Annotated in this window: 18 protein-coding genes; 13 read left to right on the forward strand and 5 right to left on the reverse strand. The window is 73.4% G+C overall.

The genetic code is table 11. The annotated features are described in order from the left end of the window. Positions 1-33 precede the first annotated feature (33 nt). Positions 34-2,178, reverse strand: coding sequence for a prolyl oligopeptidase family serine peptidase (locus OG990_RS34220; RefSeq protein WP_406078351.1), 2,145 nt, complete (start codon positions 2,176-2,178; stop codon positions 34-36). An 86-nt stretch (positions 2,179-2,264) separates the two neighbouring features. On the opposite strand from OG990_RS34220, the gene mshB reads away from it, so the two are divergent. From mshB to OG990_RS34235, 3 genes are all read left to right on the forward strand, one after another. Beyond that, positions 2,265-3,191: an N-acetyl-1-D-myo-inositol-2-amino-2-deoxy-alpha-D-glucopyranoside deacetylase gene (gene mshB / locus OG990_RS34225; RefSeq protein WP_406078352.1), complete on the forward strand. Its 927-nt coding sequence runs from the start codon at positions 2,265-2,267 to the stop codon at positions 3,189-3,191. A 17-nt stretch (positions 3,192-3,208) separates the two neighbouring features. Then, positions 3,209-3,643, forward strand: a complete 435-nt coding sequence (locus OG990_RS34230) for a hypothetical protein (protein ID WP_328420150.1) — start codon at positions 3,209-3,211, stop codon at positions 3,641-3,643. A gap of 81 nt (positions 3,644-3,724) precedes the next feature. After that, positions 3,725-4,189 carry a hypothetical protein gene (locus OG990_RS34235; RefSeq protein ID WP_328420148.1) on the forward strand — a complete coding sequence of 155 codons (465 nt, stop codon included), beginning with the start codon at positions 3,725-3,727 and terminating at the stop codon, positions 4,187-4,189. Between the two features lie 175 nt (positions 4,190-4,364). On the opposite strand, the gene OG990_RS34240 is transcribed toward OG990_RS34235, so the two are convergent. Next, positions 4,365-5,399, reverse strand: a complete 1,035-nt coding sequence (locus OG990_RS34240; RefSeq protein ID WP_406078353.1) for a GNAT family N-acetyltransferase — start codon at positions 5,397-5,399, stop codon at positions 4,365-4,367. 79 nt (positions 5,400-5,478) lie between these two features. On the opposite strand from OG990_RS34240, the gene fdxA reads away from it, so the two are divergent. The 5 genes from fdxA to OG990_RS34265 are packed head-to-tail and all read left to right on the forward strand — an operon-like array spanning position 5,479 to position 9,256. Then, a complete protein-coding gene (gene fdxA, locus OG990_RS34245) occupies positions 5,479-5,805 on the forward strand; it encodes a ferredoxin (RefSeq protein WP_007464872.1) in 327 nt (108 codons plus the stop codon). Further along, the gene (gene dapC, locus OG990_RS34250; RefSeq protein ID WP_406081968.1) at positions 5,802-6,908 is read left to right on the forward strand and encodes a succinyldiaminopimelate transaminase; all 1,107 of its coding nucleotides are present in this window, start codon (positions 5,802-5,804) and stop codon (positions 6,906-6,908) included. Before fdxA ends, dapC begins: the two co-directional genes overlap by 4 nt. A 17-nt stretch (positions 6,909-6,925) precedes the next feature. Then, entirely contained in the window at positions 6,926-7,954 is a 1,029-nt protein-coding gene (locus OG990_RS34255) for a prephenate dehydrogenase (protein ID WP_386987466.1), read from the forward strand. Positions 7,955-7,964: 10 nt separating this feature from the next. Further along, positions 7,965-8,609: an SIMPL domain-containing protein gene (locus OG990_RS34260; protein WP_406078354.1), complete on the forward strand. Its 645-nt coding sequence runs from the start codon at positions 7,965-7,967 to the stop codon at positions 8,607-8,609. Then, the gene (locus OG990_RS34265; protein WP_406078355.1) at positions 8,609-9,256 is read left to right on the forward strand and encodes a nucleoside/nucleotide kinase family protein; all 648 of its coding nucleotides are present in this window, start codon (positions 8,609-8,611) and stop codon (positions 9,254-9,256) included. The genes OG990_RS34260 and OG990_RS34265 overlap by 1 nt, the downstream gene beginning before the upstream one ends. A gap of 62 nt (positions 9,257-9,318) precedes the next feature. On the opposite strand, the gene OG990_RS34270 is transcribed toward OG990_RS34265, so the two are convergent. Further along, positions 9,319-9,876: a sugar O-acetyltransferase gene (locus OG990_RS34270; RefSeq protein WP_328420139.1), complete on the reverse strand. Its 558-nt coding sequence runs from the start codon at positions 9,874-9,876 to the stop codon at positions 9,319-9,321. Between the two features lie 159 nt (positions 9,877-10,035). Here OG990_RS34270 and OG990_RS34275 point away from each other — a divergent pair, with 159 nt between their 5' ends. Then, positions 10,036-13,332 carry a S8 family serine peptidase gene (locus OG990_RS34275; RefSeq protein WP_406081970.1) on the forward strand — a complete coding sequence of 1,099 codons (3,297 nt, stop codon included), beginning with the start codon at positions 10,036-10,038 and terminating at the stop codon, positions 13,330-13,332. A 51-nt stretch (positions 13,333-13,383) separates the two neighbouring features. Here the strand turns inward: OG990_RS34275 and dapD are convergent, their stop codons facing one another. Further along, entirely contained in the window at positions 13,384-14,343 is a 960-nt protein-coding gene (gene dapD / locus OG990_RS34280; protein ID WP_406078356.1) for a 2,3,4,5-tetrahydropyridine-2,6-dicarboxylate N-succinyltransferase, read from the reverse strand. A gap of 123 nt (positions 14,344-14,466) precedes the next feature. Between dapD and dapE the strand changes: the two genes are divergently transcribed. The 3 genes from dapE (at position 14,467) to OG990_RS34295 (ending at position 17,334) form a co-directional block, all read left to right on the forward strand. Next, positions 14,467-15,540: a succinyl-diaminopimelate desuccinylase gene (gene dapE, locus OG990_RS34285; RefSeq protein WP_406078357.1), complete on the forward strand. Its 1,074-nt coding sequence runs from the start codon at positions 14,467-14,469 to the stop codon at positions 15,538-15,540. A gap of 385 nt (positions 15,541-15,925) precedes the next feature. Beyond that, the gene (locus tag OG990_RS34290; RefSeq protein ID WP_328420131.1) at positions 15,926-16,789 is read left to right on the forward strand and encodes a TIGR00730 family Rossman fold protein; all 864 of its coding nucleotides are present in this window, start codon (positions 15,926-15,928) and stop codon (positions 16,787-16,789) included. Next, positions 16,789-17,334 (forward strand): TIGR00730 family Rossman fold protein, encoded by a 546-nt coding sequence (locus tag OG990_RS34295; protein WP_328420130.1) that lies wholly within the window; start codon positions 16,789-16,791, stop codon positions 17,332-17,334. The genes OG990_RS34290 and OG990_RS34295 overlap by 1 nt, the downstream gene beginning before the upstream one ends. A gap of 96 nt (positions 17,335-17,430) precedes the next feature. Here the strand turns inward: OG990_RS34295 and OG990_RS34300 are convergent, their stop codons facing one another. Further along, entirely contained in the window at positions 17,431-18,717 is a 1,287-nt protein-coding gene (locus OG990_RS34300) for an IS256 family transposase (RefSeq protein WP_406078358.1), read from the reverse strand. A 306-nt stretch (positions 18,718-19,023) separates the two neighbouring features. Here OG990_RS34300 and OG990_RS34305 point away from each other — a divergent pair, with 306 nt between their 5' ends. Beyond that, entirely contained in the window at positions 19,024-22,722 is a 3,699-nt protein-coding gene (locus OG990_RS34305) for an ATP-dependent helicase (RefSeq protein ID WP_406078359.1), read from the forward strand. Positions 22,723-22,777 lie beyond the last annotated feature (55 nt).

Genomic DNA, 22,777 nt, shown 5'->3' on the forward strand with positions numbered 1-22,777 from the left:
CGCCGTCGACCGGGGGCCGCCCTTTGCGCGGGGTCAGAGCAGGTGGGTACGGAGGAAGTCGAGCTCCAGCGGAAGCAGGCGCTCGGCGGTGCCGTTCGCGGCCATGTGGGTGGCACCGGTCAACGGCAGCACGGCGTGCGGACGGCCAGTGGCCAGCAGGGCCGCCGAGAGCCGCAGCGTGTGCGCGGCCACCACGTTGTCGTCGGCCAGACCGTGCACCAGCAGCAACGGCCGGGCCTGGTCCGGCCCGGTGACCGGCTCGGCCGCCATCTCCACCAGCGAGTGGTGCGCGTAGACGTCCATCCCGTCCTCCGGCAGCCCGAGATAACGCTCGGTGTACGCGGTGTCGTACAGCGTCCAGTCGGTCACCGGGGCACCCGCGATCCCGCACCGGAACAGTTCCGGGTGGCGCAGCACCGCCAACCCGGCCAGCCACCCTCCGAACGACCAGCCACGCACCCCCACCCGGCCCAGGTCCAGGTCGGGGTGCTTGCCGGCGAGTGCGGTCAGCGCGTCCACCTGGTCGGTCAGGATCACGTCGGCCATCCGCCGGTGGATCGCCTTCTCGAACGACGGGGCCACTCCCGGCGTACCCCGGTTGTCGATGGTGACCACCGCGAACCCGGCTTCGGCCCACCACTGCCGCTCCAGCCAGGCCGCCCGGGCGGCCACCACCTCCTGGTGCCCCGGGCCGCCGTAGATGTCCAGCAGCACCGGCAGCCGCCGGCCCGTCACATGGTTGTCCGGGTAGAGCACCGCCGCCGGCAGCCGCCGGTCGGTCACCCGTTCCAGCAGCGGCAGCGGAGAATACGGCGGGGTGGCGGCCAGCGAGCGCAGCTCGGCCACCTCCCGGTCGCCGCGGCGTACCGTCCACCGCACCCCGGCGTGGTCCAGCGACGCGAGGCCGACCGCCAGCACGTCCCCACCCACGGCGGCGGTGTGCCAGCCGGAGTCGGTGGTGAGCCGGCGGGCGTCCACCCCGCCGCCGATGGTGGTCCGGACCCGGAACAGGTGCCGCTCGCTCGGCTCGCCGTCGCTCGCCTCGACCAGCAGGTCCGCCGGGCCGCTGCCGTTCGGCAGCCGACCCACCACCCGCCGCACGTACAGCGACGGCGGGGTGAGCAGGGTGCCATCGGCGAACAGGCACCGCGCGTCGTACCCGTCGTGGGCCAGCTCGCCGCCGACCAGCACGCGGCCGTCCGGCAGGTGCGCCGGTGTGCCGGCGATCGGCTCGACCCAGCGCGGGTCGGCCAGCTCGGCGTGCACCTGCGTCTCACCGGTCCGTGGGTCGACGGCCAGTACCAGCCCGTGTTGCTGCGAGCGCCGCAGCACGGTGATCAGCGGGCTGCCCTCGGTCCAGCTGACGGCCGTCAGGTACGGGTAGGTCTCCCGGTCCCAGTGCACGTCGACCCAGCCGTCGTCCAGGTCCAGCAGGTGCAGGCTGACCTCCGCGTTCGGCCCGCCCGCGCGGGGGTACGCGACGGCGGTCGGCGGGCTCGCCGGCTCGGCCGGGTCGTGCAGGTGCCAGCGGGGCAGCCGGGTCTCGTCGACCCGCGCGGCGAGCACCGAGCGGCCGTCCGGCGCCCACCAGTAGCCCCGGAACCGGCCGAACTCCTCGGCCGCGATGTGCTCGGCCAAGCCCCAGCTCACCCCGGCGTCCTCGCCCGCCAGGAGGGTGTCGGTGCCGTCGGGGTCGATCACCCGCAGCTCGCCCCGGCGGACACCCTCGGCGGCGTCGGTCACGTACGCCAGCCGCTGCCCGGTCGGGTCCGGCCGTGGGTCCAGCACCGGGCCGTGGGCGGCCACCTCCACCACGTCGCCGTGCACCAGGTCGGCCCGGAACAGCCGGCCGGCCAGCGCGAACACCGCCACCCGGCCGGCGGCGTCCAGCGCGTGCGAACCGATGCCGGCGGCGCTGAGCCGCAGCCGCTCGCGCAGCGCACGCTCGCCGGGGGAGAGCACAGCGGCGTCGCCGGTGTCGCTGAGCAGGGTGGCCGGGTCGGCGACCAACCGTTCCTCGGCGGTGGCCACGTCCAGCAGCCAGAGCGCGTCCGCCGAATCCTCCGGGCCGGCGGAGCGCAGGAAGATCACCCGGGAGCCGTCCTCGGCCACGGAGACAGCACGCGGCGCGCCGTGGCTGAACCGGCGTGTGCGGGCGGCCAGCTCCGGAAAGTCCACAGGCCAAATCGTAGAGCCGTGCCGGGCGTGATGTGGCCGACCTGGGTGGACGCGTCGACGACTCCCGGCCGGAACCGCCGGTTAGAGTGACCGTCGTGACGACGCTGCCCGACCGCCGCCTGCTGCTGGTCCACGCGCACCCCGACGACGAGTCGATCGGCACCGGCTCGACGATGGCCCACTACGCCGCCGCCGGCGCGCACGTCACGCTGGTGACCTGCACCCTCGGCGAGGAGGGCGAGATCCACGTCCCGGCGCTGGCGCAGCTCGCCGCAGCCGAGGCCGACCAGCTCGGTGGGTACCGGGTCGCCGAGTTGGCCGCCGCCTGCGCCGCGCTGGGCGTCAGCGACCACCGCTTCCTCGGCGGCGCCGGCCGCTACCGCGACTCGGGGATGATGGGGCTCGCGACCAACGAGCACCCCCGCGCCTTCTGGCAGGCCGACCTCGACGAGGCCGCCGGGCATCTGGTGGAGATCATGCGGGAGGTACGCCCGCAGGTGCTGATCACGTACGACCCGAACGGCTTCTACGGCCACCCCGACCACATCCAGGCGCACCGGGTGGCGATGCGCGCCGTCGAACTGGCCGCCGCCGAGGGCTGCGCCCCGCTCAAGGTCTATTGGACGGCCATGCCGAGCAGCGTGATGGAAGCCGGCATGACGCACTTCGCCGAGTCCTCGGACAACCCGTTCGGCGGCATCGAGGACCTCGCCGACCTGCCCTTCGGCACCCCGGACGACCAGATCGCCGCCCGGATCAACGCCACCGACCAGCACGTGGCCAAGGAGGCCGCGATGCGGGCGCACGGCACCCAGATCCCGGCCAACTCCTGGCTCTACTCGATCGCCGGCAACTTCGGTGGCGAGTTCATGGGCGTGGAGTACTTCACCCTCGCGGTCGGCGAGAAGGGCCCGGGCGCCGGCCCGTACGGCTGGGAGGACGACCTCTTCGCCGGGCTGCCCGAGGAGACCGCCCCGGACCGGTCCCCGGCCGCGGCGGCCGGTCTCCGGTGACCCTGCCCGCCGCGCCGATGTCGGTCATGCCGGACCAGGACACCCCGCCGTCGGCGGGGCCACCGCCGCGACTGCTGGACCTGGGTCTGCGGCTGGCCGGAGGGCTCGTCGTGGTGGTGGCCGGGGTGCTGACCGGGGTGCTGGAGCTGCTGTTCGCCACGGTCCGCGTCGGCGGGCAACTGGTCGGTGTGTCGGTGCTGCTCGCGGTCGGGGCCAACATCGCGCTGGCGTGGTTCGCGCACGAGGTGGTCGGCCGTCGGTGGGCGGTGGCGCTGCCCGCGGTGCCATGGTTCGCGCTGATGGCGGTGGCCGCCATCCGGACCACCGAGGGCGATCTGCTGCTGGCCGGCGACAACTGGGTCGGCCTGGCCATGATCGTGGCCGGTGCGATGACCTTCGCGGTGATGGGCTTCCGGCAGATCCTCGCCCCGCCGCCCGCACTCGGTGGATGATGACGCCACACAGGTACGAGTGGTAGATATTCCTGCCAGGGATGCCGCCCCGCAACGGGGCGTACGGCAGGAGGTCGTGCGATGGACAGACGGTGGCGTGACGTCGGGGTGCTCGCGGGAGCGCTGTTCGCGGTCAACGTGGTCGCCCGGCTGATCATCCGGCTTGGATTTGACGGTGACGACACCGTCGCCGACCGGGTGTCGCTGGCGATGTTCGTGGTGATCGGGCTGACCTTGGCCGTGGTCGCCTTCCGCTGGGGTCGCCGCCGGCCGCTTTCCGAGTGGTCGACCGACATGGTCGTCGTGGTGCTGGTGGCGATGGCGCTGACCGTGCTGGTCGGGCCGCTGCTCGTCGGCCACAACCCGTTCGGTGGCGGGGCGGGCACGTTCTTCGCCCAGATCTGGCTCTATCTGCTCGCCAGCGGTGCCGGCACGCTGATCGGGTACCTGGTGCTCACCGCGCTCGGGCGCGACTACCGCTCCCAGCAGCTCAAGCGGTACGCCGAGGTCAAGGCCGCCAAGCCGCGCCGGGTCGTCCGCCGCTGACCCGCGGCTGGCCCGACCCGCGTTGGTCCGCGGCGCTTGATCAACTCGCCTTCGCCGATCCGGCGGTATCCCGGCGTCCGGATACCCCGATATCGGGGATGTCGAGTTGATCAAGCGCTGCGCGGGGCGGTCGGGTCAGTGCGGGGCGGGTCGCGTCTGTGCGGGGCGGCCCGGGTCAGTGCGGGGCGACCCGGGTCAGGTAGGTGTGGTGGGTGGTGAAGCCGAGCCGCTGGTAGAGCGCGACCGCCGCCGTGTTGCGCTGCTCCACCTGGAGGAAGGCGTGCGTCGCCCCGGCGGACGCACCCCAGGTGGCCAACGTGTCGATGACGCGGCGGGCCAGCCCTTGCCGGCGTGCTGCCGGCAGCACCTCGATCAGGCTGAGCCCGAGCCAGCGGCCCTGCCCCGTCACCGTGCCCCGGCCGATCGCCACCAGTGTGCCGTTGGCGTACCCGTGGGCGAAGCGGACCTGGTCCACGGCGGTGAGCACGTGCCGGGCGGCGTCCGGCAGGCCACCCTTGCGGCCAGCGGCGACGGCCAGCCACTCCTCGCTCGGCGCGCCGGCCAGTTCGATCATCACGCTGGCGTGGTCGAGTGCCGCCTCGTCCGCAGCGCCGGGCCGTTCGTCGGGGCTGCCGGCGGCGGTCGCTGATCCGGCCCGGGGCGTCCGGCCGGCGCCCGACAGTGACAGGGGCAGGCGCGCGGTCTGTACCAGCGTCGGCGGGCGGCTGCCCCAGCCCCGGCCGTCCAGCTCGGCGCCGACCGGCGCGGCGAGCGGCAGCGGTGTGTTGATCATCGCAGGTTGGCCCTGCTGGGCGTACCAGCGCTCGACCGCGTCCACTGCCGCCGGCAGCGGCCGGTCCGGGTCGCCGATCGGCAGTGCCGAGTTGGCCCGACCGGTCCAGCCGTCGGCCGCCCGGAGCAGCCAGTCGCCGAGCCCGCCCCGTGTTGGTGCCGGCCAGGCCTCGTCGGCGGCGCGCTCCAGCGCCACCACGGCGGCGGCGGTCGGCCGGCGGGTCGGCGGCACCCGCTTGGCCCGGTGCACCTGCGCCACCGGGACCCGCAGCGGACCCTGCGCGGTCGCCAGCGTGAGATGAGTCTCGCTCAGCTCCACCAGCTCCCCGAGAGCATCGGAGAAGAGCGGGCGGCCTTCGCGAATCCCCACAATCCGGCGGACCACGATCCGGTGTCCCAAGTCCTGCTGTCGGAGCACGATCGACCCCCTCCCCGGCGAGATACTAGGCTCTTACCGTCGCGGGAGATCGCGGCGAGTCTTGCGGAGGAGAAGACCGGTGACCTACATCATCGCCGAGCCGTGCGTGGATGTGCTCGACAAGGCATGTATCGAGGAGTGCCCGGTCGACTGCATTTACGAGGGCAATCGGATGCTCTACATCCACCCCGACGAGTGCGTCGACTGTGGTGCCTGTGAGCCCGTCTGCCCCGTGGAGGCGATCTTCTACGAGGATGACGTGCCGGAGCAGTGGAAGGACTACACCGGCGCCAACTACGAGTTCTTCGAGGACCTGGGCTCGCCCGGGGGCGCCTCGAAGATCGGCAAGGTGGAGAAGGACGCCACCTTCGTCGCCGCGCAGCCGCCGCGCGGCGAGGGCCACTGAACCGGCCCGCGCCGGTCTCGTCACGGCTGCCCGAGTTCACCTGGGACACCCTGGACGCCGCGGCCGTTGTGGCCGCGGCGCATCCGGAGGGCCTGATCAACCTCTCCATGGGCACGCCGGTCGACCCGGTTCCCGAGATGATCCGGCAGGCGCTCGCTGACGCGTCCGACGCTCCTGGCTACCCGCTGACCGCCGGCACGCCGGCGCTGCGGGACGCGATCACCGCGTGGGTCGCCCGGGCCTGTGGCGCCGGGGTCGACGGTCTCGGCGTGTTGCCGACGATCGGCTCCAAGGAGCTGGTCGCCTGGCTGCCCACCCTGCTCGGCATCGGCCCGGGTGACGTGGTGGTGGTGCCGTCGATCGCGTACCCCACGTACGAGGACGGGGCCCGGCTGGCCGGCGCGACCGTGGTCCGCGCCGACTCGCTCACCGCGGTCGGGCCGACCTCCCGGGTACGGCTGGTCTGGGTCAACTCGCCCGGCAACCCGACCGGTCGGGTGCTGCCCGCGGCGCACCTGCGCAAGGTGGTCGACTGGGCCCGGGAACGTGGCGCGGTGGTCGCCAGCGACGAGTGCTACCTGTCGCTCGGCTGGTCGGCCGAGCCGGTCTCGGTGCTGTCCCCGGAGGTCTGCGGCGGCAGCTACGACGGCGTGCTCGCCGTGCACTCGCTCTCCAAGCGGTCCAACCTCGCCGGCTACCGGGCCGGCTTCGTGGCCGGCGACCCGGCGCTCGTGGCCGAGCTGCTGAAGGTCCGCAAGCACGCCGGCATGATCGTGCCCGCACCGGTGCAGGCGGCCATGGTGGCCGCACTGCAGGACGAGCGGCACGCCGACGAGCAGCGGGAGCGCTACCGCGCCCGGCGTGAGGTGCTGACCGCCGCGTTCACCGGCGCGGGCTTCACGGTCGAGCACTCGGAGGCCGGCCTGTACCTCTGGCTCACCCGTGGTGAGGACTGCTGGCAGACGGTCGACTGGCTGGCCCGACGCGGCATCCTGGTCGCCGCGGGCGTCTTCTACGGCCCCTCCGCCGGGCAGTACGTCCGGGTGGCGCTGACCGAGTCCGACGAGCACGTCGCGGCGGTCGCCGGCCGGCTGCGGGCCTGACCCCGGGCGGCCCGGCGATGACCGACGGTGTGACCGGGCGGTACGCCGGGGTGCGGGCTGCTGTGGTCGGCACCGGCCTGATCGGCGGTTCGGTGCTGCTGCGCCTGGCCGACGCGGGCCTGGACGTGACCGGTTGGGATCCCGACCCGGCGACCCGCGAGCGGGCCCGCGCCCGGGGGGTGGCCGCCCCGGCCACGATCGAGCAGGCGGTGGCCGGCCGGGACGTGGTCTTCCTCTGCGGCCCACTGCCCACCCTGCCCGGGACGCTGGCCCAGGTGGCCGCCGCGACCGCGCCGGGCTGTGTACTGACCGACGTCGGCAGCACCAAGATCGAGGTGGCTGAGGCGGCCGCCCGGCTCGGGCTGACCGACCGGTTCGTGCCCGGGCACCCGATGGCCGGCGCGGAGTCCGCCGGCCTGACCGCCGCCACCACGACCCTGCTGGCCGGTGCCGCCTGGGTGCTCTGCCCAGCTCCGGGCGCAGCGACCGACGCCTTCCGCTGGCTGGCCGGGCTGCTGGTGGAGCTGTTCGGTGCCCGGGTGGTGCCGATGTCCGCTCCAGCGCACGACTCGGCGGCCGCGCTCGCCTCACACGTGCCGCACCTGCTGGCCGGCGCGCTGGCCGGAGCGACGCAGCGGGCGCGGCTGCGCGACGCGGTGCTCGCGCTGGCCGCGGGCAGCTTCCGGGACGGCACCCGGGTCGCCGGCACCCCGGCGGAGCGGACGGCGAACATGCTGCTCGGCAACCGGGACCGGGTGCTGCACGAGCTGGCCGAGGTCCGCGTGTTCCTGGACGAGCTGGCCACCGCCCTGACCGACGGCGACGCCGCGGTGCTCACCGCCCGGTACGCGGAGGCCCGCGCGGCCCGGTCGGCGCTGCTCGACCGGCGTTTCGCCGAGCGGGACCGGGAGTTCCCCGCCGACGGCGATCATTCCGCCGAGGTGACCTGGCTGCGCGGGCTGGGCGACGACGGCGGGCACCTGACCGGCTGCCGGGTCGGCACGGACGTCGTCTCCTACACGGCATGGCTTCCGGTGACTGACTAGGGTGATGGGCATGGCGGTGGACGGTCCGGTGGTGCAGGTACGCGGCGAGGCGTACCGGGAGGTGCCGCCGGAACTGGCCCGATTCGCGGTCACCGCGACGGCCCGGGACCGCGACCGGGAGGCCACCCTGACCCGGCTCGCCGAGCGCGCCGCGGCGATCCGGGTGCTGTTGGACGGCGCCGGGCCGGTGGTGGCCCGGCGGGAGACCGGCGACCTGCGGGTCCGGCCGGAGACGCGGCGCTCGGGCGAGCGGGTGGTGGCCTGGCACGGCAGCGTCACCACCACGGTCACCGTCACCGACTTCACCGCCCTCGGCGAGCTGATGCTCCGGCTGGCGGACCAGGATCAGGTCGAGGTGGCCGGTCCCTGGTGGGAGCTGCGGCCGGACAGCCCCGCGCACCGGGAGGCGCGGCACGCCGCGATCACCGACGCGCTGCAGCGCGCCCGCGAGTACGCGGAGGCGCTCGGCGCCCAGGTCACCTCGCTGATCGAGCTGGCCGACGCCGGCGCTGCCGACCGGCCGATGTTCGCCCGCGCGGCGCTCGACGTGGGCTCCGGCGGAGGCCCGCCGGAGCTGGAGTTGGACCCGCAGCCGCAGACCGTCCAGGCGGCCGTGCAGGCGAGGTTCACCATCAGCGACCCGGTCCTGGGCTGATGCCGCCGCCCCGGGTGCTGTCGGTCGACGAGCTGGTGGCCCGGGCGCGGGCATTGGCCGAGGCCGGTCCGCGACAACTGCTCGGCATCACCGGCGCACCGGGCGCCGGGAAGTCCACGCTGGCCGAGCAGGTCGTGGCCGAGATCGGTCCGACCGCCCGGCTGGTGCCGATGGACGGCTTCCACCTGGCGCAGGCGCAGCTGGTCCGGCTGGGCCGCGCCGGTCGCAAGGGCGCGGTGGACACCTTCGACGCCAACGGGTACGTCTCGCTGCTGCGCCGGGTGCGCCGGCTGGAGCCGACCTCGGTCTACGCGCCGGAGTTCCGCCGGGAGCTGGAGGAGCCGATCGCCGGGGCGATCGAGGTCCCGCCCTCGGTCCGCCTGGTGGTGACCGAGGGCAACTACCTGCTGCTGCCGGACTTCCCGTGGCAGGAGATCCGGTCGCTGCTGCACGAGGCCTGGTTCCTCGACCTGGACGCCGAGGTGCGGCTGCGTCGGCTGACCGCCCGGCACGAGGCGTTCGGGCGGTCACCGGAGCAGGCGCGAGCGTGGGCGCTGGGCAGCGACGAGGTCAATGCCGCCCTGGTGACCGGCACCGCCAGCGCCGCCGATCTGGTCGTCCGACTGACCGAGCCACCGGCGGCCTGACCGGAGTTCCGGGTAGAAGCCGTGCCGGGCAGGCAGCCGTGCCGGCGTCGGTGCTGTGCCGATCAGTCCAGTTGACGGACCGGCCGGGCCGGGTTGCCGACCGCGACCACGTTGGCCGGCAGATCGCGGGTCACCACCGCGCCGGCACCGACGACGGTGTTCGCGCCGATCGTCACCCCGGCCAGCACGATCGCGCCGCCGCCGAGCCAGACGTTGTCGCCGATGGTGATCGGTTTCGCCGCCTCCCACTTGTCGCGGCGCGGCCCGGGCTCCACCGGGTGGGTCGGGGTGAGCAGCTGCACGTTCGGTCCGACCTGGACGTCCGCGCCGAGGGTGATCGGGGCGACGTCGAGGAAGACCGCGTGGTAGTTGACGAAGCTGCGGGGCCCGATCCGGATCTGCCAGCCGTAGTCGCAGTAGAACGGTGGCCGGATCCAGGTGCCCTCGCCCAGCTCGCCGAGCAGGTCGCGCAGGGCGGCGAGACGAGCCGCCTCGTCCGCCGCGGAGCTGGTGTTGAAGCGTTCCATCAGCCGGGCTGCCCGGTCCAGGTCGGCGATGATCTCGGGGTCGTCGGCGAGGTAGGGCTCGCCGGCGAGCATCCGGTCCTTCATGGAGGTCACCCCGTCGATGATGCCGGTTCAGCCCCGGTGCATGTTGGTTGGTCCGTCATTTTTCGGCCCACATTATGCATACCCGGTATGTAACACTGACGGTGGTCAATGCGTCTCCAGTAGTACCGACGCTCCACCAAGGAGGATCCGTTGCATCGACGTAGCAGAATGGCCGCCGTCGCCGTAGTCGCCCTCGTGCTGGGCACTCCGGCGACTGCCGTCGCCAGCCCGCCCACCACCACCACCGCCCCGGACGCCGCCCCGCGCACCGCGATCGGCACCGCATCCCCGACCACCGTCACCCTGCTCACCGGTGACCGCGTCACCGTCACCGCTTCCGGGTCCGCCGCGGTCAGTCCCGGCCCCGGACGTACCCATCTCCGCTTCCTCACCACCCGCGACCGCGGCCACCTCACCGTGCTGCCACAGGACGCCCTGCCGCTGGTCCGGGCCGGTCGGGTCGACCGGCGGCTGTTCGACGTGACCGGGCTGATCGCCGCCGGCTACGACGACAGCCGCCGGGACCACCTGCCGGTGCTGGTCACCGGCGACGCGGGCGCCCGGCAGCGCACCGCCGTACCGGCCGGGCTGACGGTCACCGTGCAACTGCCGGCCATCGGCGGGGTCGCCGCGACGGCCGACAAGCAGCGGGCCACAGCGGTCTGGGCGGCGCTCACCGGCGCCGGCGCCCGGGTCGGCACGGCGGGGGGTGCCGACCGGATCTGGCTCGACGGCCGGCGGCAGGTCAGCCTGGACCACAGCGTGCCGCAGATCGGCGCGCCGGCCGCGCACCAGGCGGGCTTCACCGGCCAGGGCGTACGCGTCGCGGTGCTGGACACCGGCATCGACGCCAACCACCCCGACCTGACCGGCCGGGTCGCCGAGTCGCACAACTTCAGCGAAGCCGCCGAGGCCGGTGACACCGTCGGCCACGGCACCCACGTCGCCTCGATCATCGCCGGCAGCGGAGCCGCCTCCGGCGGTAAGTACCGGGGCGTCGCGCCGGACGCAACCCTGCTCAACGGAAAGGTCTGCGAGGACCAGGGCTGCTCGGAGTCGGCGATCCTGGCCGGCATGCAGTGGGCCGCCGTCGACCAGCACGCCGACGTGATCAACATGAGCCTGGGCGGTCCCGACACGCCCGACGTCGACCCGCTGGAGGCGGCGGTCGAGTCGCTGACCGCGCAGACCGGCGCGCTCTTCGTGATCTCCGCGGGCAACGTCGGCAGCGACGGCTCGGTCGGCTCGCCGAGCACGGCGGAGGCCGCCCTCGCGGTGGGCGCGGTGGACCGTGACGACGCGCTGGCCGACTTCTCCAGCCGAGGGCCTCGGGTGGGCGACGGCGGGCTGAAGCCGGATCTCACCGCCCCCGGGGTGGAGATCGTCGCCGCTCGCGGCGACGGCACGCTGCTCGGCGATCCGGTGGGGGAGAAGTACGTCTCGCTCTCCGGTACCTCGATGGCCGCGCCGCACGTCACCGGCGCGGTGGCGCTGCTCGCCCAGCAGCACACAGGCTGGGCGGCGGGCCAGCTCAAGGCCACCCTGATGGCCTCGGCGAAGCCGCACCCGGCGCAGACCGCCTTCCAGCAGGGCGCCGGCCGGGTCGACGTGGCCAGGGCGATCACCCAGCGGGTGGTCAGCGACCCGGTCAGCGTCTCCTTCGGCCAGCCCGCCTGGCCGCACGACGACGACACCCCGGTCACCCGGGAGGTTGGCTGGCGCAACGACGGCCCGGACCCGCTCACCCTGGACCTGTCCCTCGAGGTGACCGGCTCGGACGGCCAGCCGGCGCCGGCCGGCATGTTCGCCCTCGGAACGACCCAGCTCACCGTGCCCCCGAGCGGCACCGCCGGCACCACCGTCACGGCGAACACCCGGCTCGGAACGGACGGCTACTGGACCGGGCGGATCGTGGCTCGCTCCGGGACGGCCGTGGCGGTCACCCCGGTCGCGGTCAACCGGGAGGTGGAGAGCTACCAGCTCACCGTGCGGCACCTGGACGCCACCGGTGCGGCCGCCACCGACCACGTCACCGCTCTGGTCGACCTGGACACGTTGGCCACCTACGACCTGTACGACCCGGACGGCACCGTCGACACCCGGTTGCCCAAGGGCCGCTATGGACTCGTCAGCCTCCTCTTCGCCGAGGACGGGCTCGCCCAACTGGCCCAGCCGGAGCTGGTCGTGGACGGCGACACCACGGTCACCGTCGACGGCCGGAAGGCCCGGCCGGTGCGTACCGCCGTCCCGGAGCCCTCGGCCGTGCCGGCGCTGGTGGACATCGGGGCCAACTGGGTCACCGACGACGGCGGCTCCTACGGGTTCGGCCTGCTCGCGCTCGACTTCACCGGGCTGGCCACCGGACAGATCGGCCGGCCGGTCTCCGGTGAGCGGTTCTTCGCCACGGTGAACAGCCAGTGGGCGCAGCCGGAGGTCGCCAACAGCCCGTACCTGTACGCGCTCGCCGAGAAGTTCCCCGGCCGGATGCCGACCGGCTTCGACAAGACCTACCGCAGCCGGGAGTTGGCCAGCGTCACGCACCAGTTCCGGGGCGGTTCTCCGGGCCTGGTCGCGGAGCGGGTGGTCTTCCCGCACCTCGATCCGGACCTGGGCGGCTGGGCGGTCGGCCTGCCCACCGCGGTGCCCGGGCAGCGGGTCGAGCACTACAACACCCGATCGGTGCGCTGGTCCTCGGAGCTGATGTTCGGGGTGCCCACCGACGACGGTTGGACCGACCTGAAGGCGACGCTGAGCGCCGAACCACGGGTGTACCGGGCCGGCCGGCACACCCGGGAGAGCTGGGGCAGCGCCCCGTACGGGCCGTCCTTCCCGGTGTCGCGCTGGCCCGGGCAGGGCGTCACCCGGCTCGCTGACGAGATCCAGGCGGACCTGCCGCTGTACAGCGACGCCGAGGGGCACGCTGGCCGCTCGGTCGCCGACACCGCCCGGACGGCTCTCTACCGCGACGGCGTGCTGGTCGGCGAGCAGCCGACGCCGGGCTACGGGCGGTTCACGGTGCCGCCCGGCGACGCGGGCTACCGGCTGGAGACGTCGTCCAAGCGGAGCTTCACCGATCTCAGCACCGAGGTCAGCACGGCGTGGACGTTCCGGTCCCGGCACGTTCCCGGCGAGGACTATCGGCCGCTGCCGGTGTCGGCCATCCGGTTCACGCCACCGCTGGACGCGGCCAACGCCGCCCCGGCCGGCCGGAGCCTGGTGATCCCGGTGCAGGTGCGGCGGCAGCCCGGTGCCGCCGGGTCGCGGGTGACCGGGCTGACCGTCGACGTCTCCTACGACGGCGGCCAGAGTTGGCAACCCGCCCGCGTCCGGCACGGCGGGCACGGCTGGACCGCCACTGTGCGGCATCCCGCCGGTGCCGGCTACGCGTCCCTGCGGGCCACCGCTCGGGACGCCGCTGGTAACACGGTGACCCAACGGATCATCCAGGCGTACCGGCTGCGCTGAGGCGTACCCCGTCCGGGTCCGCGGCCGAGCGCCGCGGACCCGGCGGGACCGTCAGTCGTTGGCGTGCAGGGCGGCGTTCAGCTCGATGCCCCGGCCGGTACGCGGGCGGGCCTCCAGCGCGCCGGTCACCGAGTTGCGCCAGAACAGCAGGCCGTCGACGCCGGAGAGCTCGCGGGCCTTGACCACCCGGCCGTCCGGCAGGGTGATCTTGGAGGCGGCGGTGATGTAGCAGCCCGCCTCGACCACGCAGTCGTCGCCGAGTGAGATGCCGACGCCGGCGTTCGCGCCGATCAGGCTCCGGTCGCCGATGCTCACCTTCTCGGTGCCGCCACCGGAGAGCGTGCCCATGATCGAGGCGCCACCACCGACGTCGGAGCCATCGCCCACCAGCACGCCCTGCACGATCCGGCCCTCCACCATCGAGGTGCCCACGGTGCCGGCGTTGAAGTTGACGAAGCCTTCGTGCATGACGGTGGTGCCGGCGGCGAGGTGGGCGCCGAGCCGGACCCGGTCCGCGTCGGCGATCCGTACACCGGCGGGCACCACGTAGTCGGTCATCCGGGGGAACTTGTCCACTCCGTACACCGCCAGGTGACGGCCGGCGGCCCGCTCGATCACCCGCAGCTCGTCCACCCGCTCGGGCGGGCACGGCCCGGCGGAGGTCCAGGCCACGTTGGCCAACTTGCCGAAGATGCCGTCCAGGTTGAGCTGGTTGGGCCGGACCAGGCGGTGCGAGAGCAGGTGCAACCGGAGGTACGCGTCGGGGGCGTCCTTGATCGGGTCGTCCAGGGAGCCGATCACGGTGACCACCTGCACGGTACGCAGACCGGGTAGCGACCGGTCGCCGAGCGCGGTCGGCGGCAGGTCGAGCACGTCCGCCTTGTCCTCACCGGCGACCAGCGGCAGCTCACCGAGGCCCAACTTTCCGGTCGGGTACCAGGTGTCGAGCACCTGCTCATCTGCGGTGACGGTGGCCAGGCCGATGCCCCAGGCGGAATCTGCGGACGTCACTGTTTCACCTTTCGGTCGCGGCCGGGCTGGCCTCTGCTCACGACTGCGGGGCTCCTCGCGCTCGCCCCAGGGGCCCGCAAGCTCGCTCCTCGCGCCGACAGACCTGAAGGTACCGTGCGAACCATGGAGAACCCGCTGACCCCCGAGGTCCTCGCCGATCCGGTGGCGTTGACCCGCGCTCTTGTCGACATAGAGTCCGTGTCCCTCAACGAGAAGGCGATCGCCGACTGCGTCGAAGAGGTGCTGCGGGGCGTACCGCACCTGACCACCCACCGGCACGGCAACACGGTGATGGCGCGCACCGATCTGGGTCGGTCGCAGCGCGTCGTGCTGGCCGGGCACCTGGACACGGTGCCGCTGAACAACAACTTCCCGTCGACCATGCGCGGCGACCTCATGTACGGCTGCGGCACCTCCGACATGAAGTCCGGCGTGGCGTACGCGCTGCACCTCGCGGTGAGCCTGCCCGAGCCGCGCTACGACGTGACGTACTTCTTCTATGAGGCCGAGGAGATCGAGTCTCGGTACAACGGGCTGACCCTGGTCGGCCAGGCGTACCCGGAGTGGCTGGAGGCGGACTTCGCGGTGTTGCTGGAGCCCACGTACGGCATCGTCGAGGCGGGCTGCCAGGGCACCATGCGGGCCATCGTGACCACCTCGGGTGAGCGGGCCCACGCGGCGCGCTCCTGGCACGGGGTGAACGCCATCCACGCCGCCGGTGAGGTGCTTCGGCGGCTCCAGGCGTACGAGGCACGCCGGGTCACCATCGAGGGGTGCGACTTCCGCGAGGGTCTGAACGCGGTCCGGATCATCGGAGGCGTCGCCGGAAACGTGATCCCCGACCACTGCGAGATCGAGGTCAACTACCGGTACGCACCGGATCGCGACCCGGCGGCGGCGGAGGCGCACCTGCGGGAGGTCTTCGCGGGCTTCGAGCTGGCCGTGACCGACGCGGCGGCCGGCGCGACCCCCGGGTTGGAGGCGGCCCCGGCGAAGGAGTTCCTGGCGGCGGTCGGCGCGGCGCCGATCGGCAAGCTGGGCTGGACGGACGTGGCCCGGTTCGCGGCGATGGGCATCCCGGCGCTGAACTTCGGCCCGGGGGACCCCAACCTGGCCCACCACAAGGACGAGCACGTCGAGATCAGCAAGATCCGTGACGGCGCGGCAACCCTGCACCGCTGGCTAGCCCCAGCCTGACCCCGCCGACCCCGACCCCTTGACTCCGGTGATCAAGAGGTTTGCGTCAGCCGGGCCCGTTGTCGGCGACGCAAACCTCTTGATCAGCTCCGGAGGGTGCGGCGGCTGTGGGGGCTAGGGGTGGGTCCAGTTGGCGGGTGCGGCGGCGTTCGGCCACCACGTCTCGGATCCGTCGCTGCATCTGGCGACGGATCCGGATCATCTCGCTGTTGCTGATCACGCTGTCTCCTCCCCCGAAGGCGCGCGCCGGGGCATACCCGGTATGTGAATAGTAAGACGTACGGGCGAGCCGAATAGTTGCCCAAGATCTCGAACTATTTCTCGGCGTCTTCTCCGCGTCCGCACCCCGCCCATCCGACAGGTGCCGCTCCACTACGGTTGCTCCATGAGCCAGAGCAACGGGCGGGAGGCCGGCCGCGGTCCGGGACAGGAGCGGCATCGGGGCGCGGTCACGCTGCGCCGGGGGGCGATCCCGAGCAGCACCGCCGATCAGCGGCTGCTCGACTCGCGTGGGCGGGGCGACTGGAAGACCAGGGACGCCTGGCGTGCGCTGCGCATCCTCTCCGAGTTCGTCGAGGGTTTCGACACCCTGGCCGACCTGCCTCCGGCGGTCAGCGTCTTCGGCTCCGCGCGCAGCGGCCCGGACACTCCCGAGTGCCGGTTGGCCGAGCAGTTGGGCGGTGCACTGGCCCGGGCCGGCTACGCGGTGATCACCGGAGGTGGGCCGGGGGTGATGGAGGCCGCCAACCGGGGTGCCAGTGAGGCCGGCGGGCTCTCCGTCGGGCTCGGCATCGAGCTTCCGTTCGAGCAGGGCATCAACGAATGGGTCGACCTGGCCATCGACTTCCGCTACTTCTTCGCCCGCAAGACCATGTTCGTCAAGTACGCGCAGGCGTTCGTCGTACTGCCCGGTGGGTTCGGCACCATGGACGAGCTCTTCGAGGCGCTCACCCTGGTGCAGACCGGCAAGGTCACCCGGTTTCCGGTGGTGCTGATGGGTGTCGCCTACTGGCAGGGCCTGCTCGACTGGTTGCGCGGCACGATGGCAGCCGACGGCAAGATCGGCCCGGTCGACCTGGAGCTGATCTGCCTCACCGACGACGTCAACGCGGCGGTCCGGCACATCGTCGAGGCCGAGGCGGCGCTCTCCGCTGAGCAGGAGGCGGTCCGTGACGAGGCCGTCGCCCGCGCCGCCGCCGACCAGCAGTCCGCCGCCGAGCAGGCAGCCGACCAGCCGCGGGAGGGCTGATGGCGGCGATCTGCGTCTTCTGCGCCTCCTCCCGTACCCTCGACCAGCGCTGGCTGGACCTGGCCACCGAGACCGGCGCGGAGTTGGCCCGGCGCGGGCACACGCTGGTCAGTGGCGGCGGCTGTGTCGGCATGATGGGCGCGCTGGCGGACGGCGCTCGGGCTGCCGGCGGGCGCACCCTGGGCGTGATCCCACAGGCGCTGGTCGACCTGGAGGTCGCCGACGTGCGCTCGGACGAGCTGCTGGTGACCGACTCGATGGCCAGCCGCAAGACCGTGATGATCGACAAGTCGGACGCCTTCCTCGCCCTGCCCGGCGGGCTGGGCACCCTGGACGAGCTGTTCGAGGTCTGGACCACCGCCACTCTCGCCCTGCACACCAAGCCGATGGTGCTGATCGACACCGATGGCTTCTACCGCCCGCTGCTGGACTGGCTCGGCACGCTCGGCGAGCAGCACTTCCTCAAACCCGCAGGCCTCGACCTCCTCACCGTGGCCGACACCATCCCCACCGCCCTGGACGCCCTGGAATCCCACCTAACCTGACCCCACCCGTCCCCCCTCTCCCCGTCCCCCCGTCCCCCCGGCCTCCGGCCGGCTCCTCCGGGGCTGTCTCGCTAACGGTGTTTCCGGCGATCTTGGTTAGTAGGTTTCAGCGGCTGGGAAGCGGTCGCTGAAGGTGATGGCGAAGGCGTTCAACGCGGGTTTCCAGCGCATCGTCCATCGGGTTCTTCCTGCTCCGGTGGGATCCAGGGACCGGGTCACCAGGTACAGACACTTCAACGCGGCCAGCTCGTTCGGGAAATGCCCACGGGCTTTGACCGCTCGGCGGTAGCGGGCGTTGAGGGACTCGATCGCGTTGGTCGAGCAGATGACCGTGCGGATTTCGAGGTCGTAGTCGAGGAACGGGATGAACTCGGCCCAGGCGTTGTCCCACAACCGGATCACCGCGGGATACCGCCCGCCCCACTTGTCGGCCAGGTCGTCGAACGCGGCCCGGGCCGCGGTGGCGTTGACCGCGGTGTAGATCGGCTTGATGTCCCGCTTCAACTCGTCCCAGTACCTGCGTGAGGTCAGCCGGAACGTGTTGCGGATCAGATGGATGATGCAGGTCTGCACCACCGTGCGGGGCCACACGTTCGTGACGACCTCGGGTAGGCCTTTCAGGCCGTCGCAGACGAGGAAGAACACGTCTTTGACGCCCCGGTTGCGCAGGTCGGTCAACACGCTCATCCAGAACTTCGCACCCTCACCACCCGTGCCGGCCCACAGCCCGAGGATGTCCTTCTCCCCGTCGAGGGTGACCCCGATCGCGGCGTAGAACGGCCGGTTCGCGACCTGCCCATCGCGGACCTTGACCACGATGGCGTCGATGAACACGGCCGCGTAGATCTCATCCAGGGGCCGGTGCGACCAGTCGGTCATCTCCTCGATCACCTTGTCAGTGATCCGGGAGATGGTCTCCTTGCTGACCGAGGCGCCATAGATCTCGGCGAAGTGCGCGCTGATCTCCCCAGTCGTCAAACCTTTGGCATACAACGACAACACCACCTCGTCGACCCCCGACAGGCGGCGCTGCCGCTTACGGACAATCTGGGGCTCGAACGTGCCAGCCCGATCCCGCGGCACATCGATTGGCACCGGCCCCGATGCGTCGGTCAGCACCGTCTTCGGCCTGGTGCCGTTGCGGATGTTGCCCGCGCCGACGCCGGCCGGATCATGTTTCTCGTAGCCGAGGTGCTCGGTCATCTCCTCGTTCAACGCGGTCTCCAGGACCGTCTTGGTCAACTGCTTCAGCAGCCCATCCGGGCCGGTCAGCGACAGGCCCTGCTCCTTCGCGGCCCGCACCAACTCGGCCGCGGCTTTCGCCTCCGCCGACGGCTCGGGCCGCTTCTTACGTCCAGTCTGGTCGTTCAGTGTCGCGGTCATCACGGCACCCTCCTCACCAGGCACAACGCCCGGCAGGTCAGGCCGGAAACACCTTTAGATCCACAGACCCGCTCCTCCCGTCGATCATGAAGTTAGCGGCGCCGCTGTCGGCGTGTCGCGCCGCTAACTTCATGATCGACGGAGCTGGATGGGGTGGGGTGGGGACGGGGGGTGGGGAGAGCCGGGGGGCGGGGTGGGGCCGGGAGGTGGGGTGGGGTTGGTGTCGTATGGGCGTGATGGGATGAGCTGATGCAGGCGTACCGGTTGGTGCGGCGGTCTGGGGGGCCGGCGCGGGGGGACGGGAGCGTGCCTGGCGGCAGCACCGTGGCCGCCGGTGGCACCGTGCTCTCCGACGACAGCTCCGTGCTTTCCGACGACAACTCCGTGCTTTCCGACGACAACACCACGGCGGGTGGTGGCGTCGTCGGCAGCGGGGTGGCAGACCGGGGCGACGGGGCCGGGTCGGTGGATGGTTCGCCGGGCCGGCGGGTCGACCCGGTGCAGGCAGAGGTGGTCGCGCACACCGACGGACCGATGCTGGTGCTCGGCGGGCCGGGCACCGGCAAGACCGGCACCCTGGTGGAGGCGGTCGCCGCCCGGGTGGCCGAGGGGGTCGACCCCGAGCGCATCCTGGTGCTGACCTTCGGCCGCCGAGCGGCCACCGCCCTGCGCCAGCGGATCGAGGCCCGGGTGGCCGAGGACGGCCACCGGGTGCTGCGCGAGCCGTTGGTGCGCACCTTCCCGGCGTACGCCTTCGGGCTGCTCCGCCGGGCCGCCGCCGAGCGTGGCGAGCCGTCGCCCCGCCTGCTCACCGGCCCCGAGCAGGATCTGATCATCCGCGAGCTGCTGGACGTGGTGGGCGAGGAGCCCGAGGACGACCCGGTCGGCTGGCCGACCGATCTGCGCCCCGCCCTGCGGACCCGAGCCTTCGCCGGCCAACTCCGCGACCTGCTCATGCGCGCCGCCGAGCGCGGCGTGGGCCCGGTCGACCTGGCCCGGCTGGGCGAGAAGCTCGGCCGCGCCGACTGGCCGGCGGCCGCCCGGTTCCTGCGGGAGTACGTGGCGGTGCTGGCGCTGCGCGACGTCAGCAACCGGGGCTCGATCGCGTACGACCCCGCGGAGCTGGTCCGGGCGGCCACCGGGCTGCTGCGCGACGACGAGGAACTGCTGACCGCCGAGCGCCGCCGGCTCGCCCATGTGTACGTCGACGAGCTGGCCGACACCGATCCCGCCCAGCTCGAGCTGCTCTCGGTGATCGCTGGCGGGGGTAAGCCGCTGGTCGCCTTCGCCGACCCGGACTCCTCCACGTACGCCTTCCGGGGCGCCGACCCGGCCGGGGTGACCACCTTCCCGCACCGGTTCCGGACCGCCTCCGGCGCGCCGGCAGCGCAGGTGCTGCTGACCACCTCCTACCGGGCCGGGCCGGGCCTGCTCGCCGCGATCGCCCGGCTGGGCCGCCGGCTGCGGGGTCCGGCGGCGCACCGCCGTCTGCACCCGCTGCCGGACGCCCCGGCCGGCGTGGTCGAGGTGCACACGTTCCGCTCGGCGACCAGCGAGGCCGCCTGGCTGGCCCATGCGCTGCGCTCCGCCCACCTGCTCGACGGTGTGCCCTGGTCACGGATGGCGGTGCTGGTTCGGTCGACCGCGTTGCAGCTACCCACCCTGCAACGGGCGCTGCACGCGGCCGGCGTACCGACCACGGTGCACGGCGAGGATCTGCCGCTGCACCTGCAACCGGCGGTGGCGCCGCTGCTGCTCCTGCTGCGGAGCGCGCTGGAGCCGGCCCGCCTGGACGAGGAGGCGGCGGTCGCGCTGCTGCACTCGCCGCTGGGCGGGGCCGACCCGCTGGCCGAGCGGCGACTGCGGCAGGGCCTGCGTGCGCTGGCGCTGGCCGGCGGGGACCGCCGCCCGTCCGGGGAGCTGATCGTCGAGGCGTTGCGTGACCCGGCCGAGCTGGCCGGCATCGACCGGCGGTGGGCGGAGCCGGCGCAGGCGGTGGCCGGGCTGCTGGCCACCGCCCGGGACATCGCCGCCCGTCCGGGCGCGACCGCCGAGGACGTGCTCTGGGCCGTCTGGCAGGCCAGCGGTCTGGCCGAACGCTGGGCCGGCGCGATCGGCCAGGGGCGGCCGGAGGCCGGTGAGGGAGATCTGGCCCGACGGCGACGGGCCGAGGCGGCCGACCGCGACCTGGACGCGGTGCTGGTGCTCTTCGACGCGGCGGCCCGGTTCACCGACCGGCTCCCCGGTGCCCGCACCGAGGTCTTCCTCGACCACGTGCTCGGCCAGGACCTGCCGGCGGACACCATCGCCCCGACCGCCGACCGGGGCGCGGCGGTCCGACTGCTCACCGCGCACGCCGCGAAGGGCCTGGAGTGGGACCTGGTCGCGGTGGTCGGAGTGCAGGAGGGCATCTGGCCGGACCTGCGGCTGCGCGGCAGCCTGCTCGGCTCGGAGCGGCTGGTCGACGTGCTGGCGGGTCGGTCCGTCGGCGGCGCCACCGCCGCGAACGTGGTGGGTCAGACCTCGGCGTTGCTCGACGAGGAACGCCGCCTCTTCCACGTGGCCGTCAGCCGCGCCCGACACCGGCTGCTGGTCAGCGCCGTGGCCTCGGCCGCAGTCGGCGGCGACGACCACGAGGAGCAGCCGAGCCGTTTCCTCTACGAGCTGGGCCCCACCGCGCCGCCCACCCCACCGGGGGGCACCGGGCCGGTCGACCCGTCCACACCGCCCGGTCCCCGCACCGGCCCGCCGACCAGCGATCCCGCCGGCGGCGGCAGCCCGAGCACCGCGCCTACCGGCGGCGGCAGCCCGAGCGCCGCGCTCACCGGCGGCGGCGCCCCGAGTACCCCACGCGCCGACGGCGGCGCTCCGAGCACCGCGCCTACCGACGGCGGCGCTCCGAGCGCCGCGCCTACCGGCGGCGGTGCGGTCGAGGGCGGCGATGCGACTCACGGCGACGGCGAGCCGGACCGGCCCGGGGCACTGCCGGTCACCCGGCCGCCTCGGGCGCTCACCCTGCCGGCGCTGGTGGCCGAGCTGCGTACCGCGATCACCGACCCGGCCGCACCGGCGGCCCGGCGGCGCGCCGCGGCGACCGAGCTGGCACGGCTCGCCGCCGCTGGCGTGCCCGGCGCGCACCCCGACGACTGGTGGGGGCTGCGGGCGCTCTCCGACGACCGGCCGTTGGTGGATGACGGCGAGCCGGTACGGGTCACTCCGTCGGCGATGGAGAGCGCACTGCGGTGCAGCCTGCGCTGGCTGCTGGAACGGCACGGCGGCAGCGGCCCGACCAGCACGGCGCAGGGGGTGGGCAATCTGGTGCACGCCGCCGCGATGCTCGCCGAGGACGCCAGCGCCGACCGGGGTGCCCTGCTTGACTACGTGGCCGCCCGGTTCGACGCGATCGAGTTGGCCGCCCGGTGGATGGCCGGCCCGGAGCGGGAGCGGGCCGAGGCGATGGTCGACAAGCTGCTGCGCTGGCTGGCGACCAACCCGCGCCGGCTGCTCGCCATCGAGCACGAGTTCGCGGTCCGCCTGGATGACCCGCAGCGGCCGGTCGACCTGACCGGTCGGGTCGATCGGCTGGAGGTCGACGAGGACGGTCGGCTGGTGGTGATCGACCTGAAGACCGGTAAGTCCACGGCGGTCACCGGCACCGACCTGGCGGAGCATCCGCAGCTGGGCGCATACCAGGCGGCGGTGGAGGCGGGGGCGTTCGCCGAGTTCGGCGACGAGTCCGGGGGTGCTGCGCTGGTGCAGCTCGGCACCTCCGCCAAGGACGCCAGGGAGCAGAACCAGCCGGCGGTCGGCGAGGGGCCGGCGGCCGGCTGGGCGACCGCGCTGGTCCGGCGGACCGCCGATACGATGGCAGCCGCCACGTTCGCCGCGGTGGCCAACTCGAAGTGCCGGGTCTGCCCGGTGCGCACCAGCTGCCCGGTCTCCGGGCAGGGGCGCCAGGTCGTCGAACCGCCGACCACCCGGAGCATCCGTGAAGGCGAGGAGTGAGCGTGCGATTCCCGCAGTCACGAACGATGTCGCCGTGAGCGCGAGGAGCGAGCCG

This window comes from Micromonospora sp. NBC_00858 (genome assembly GCF_045207365.1).
In the GTDB taxonomy this organism is placed as follows: domain Bacteria; phylum Actinomycetota; class Actinomycetes; order Mycobacteriales; family Micromonosporaceae; genus Micromonospora.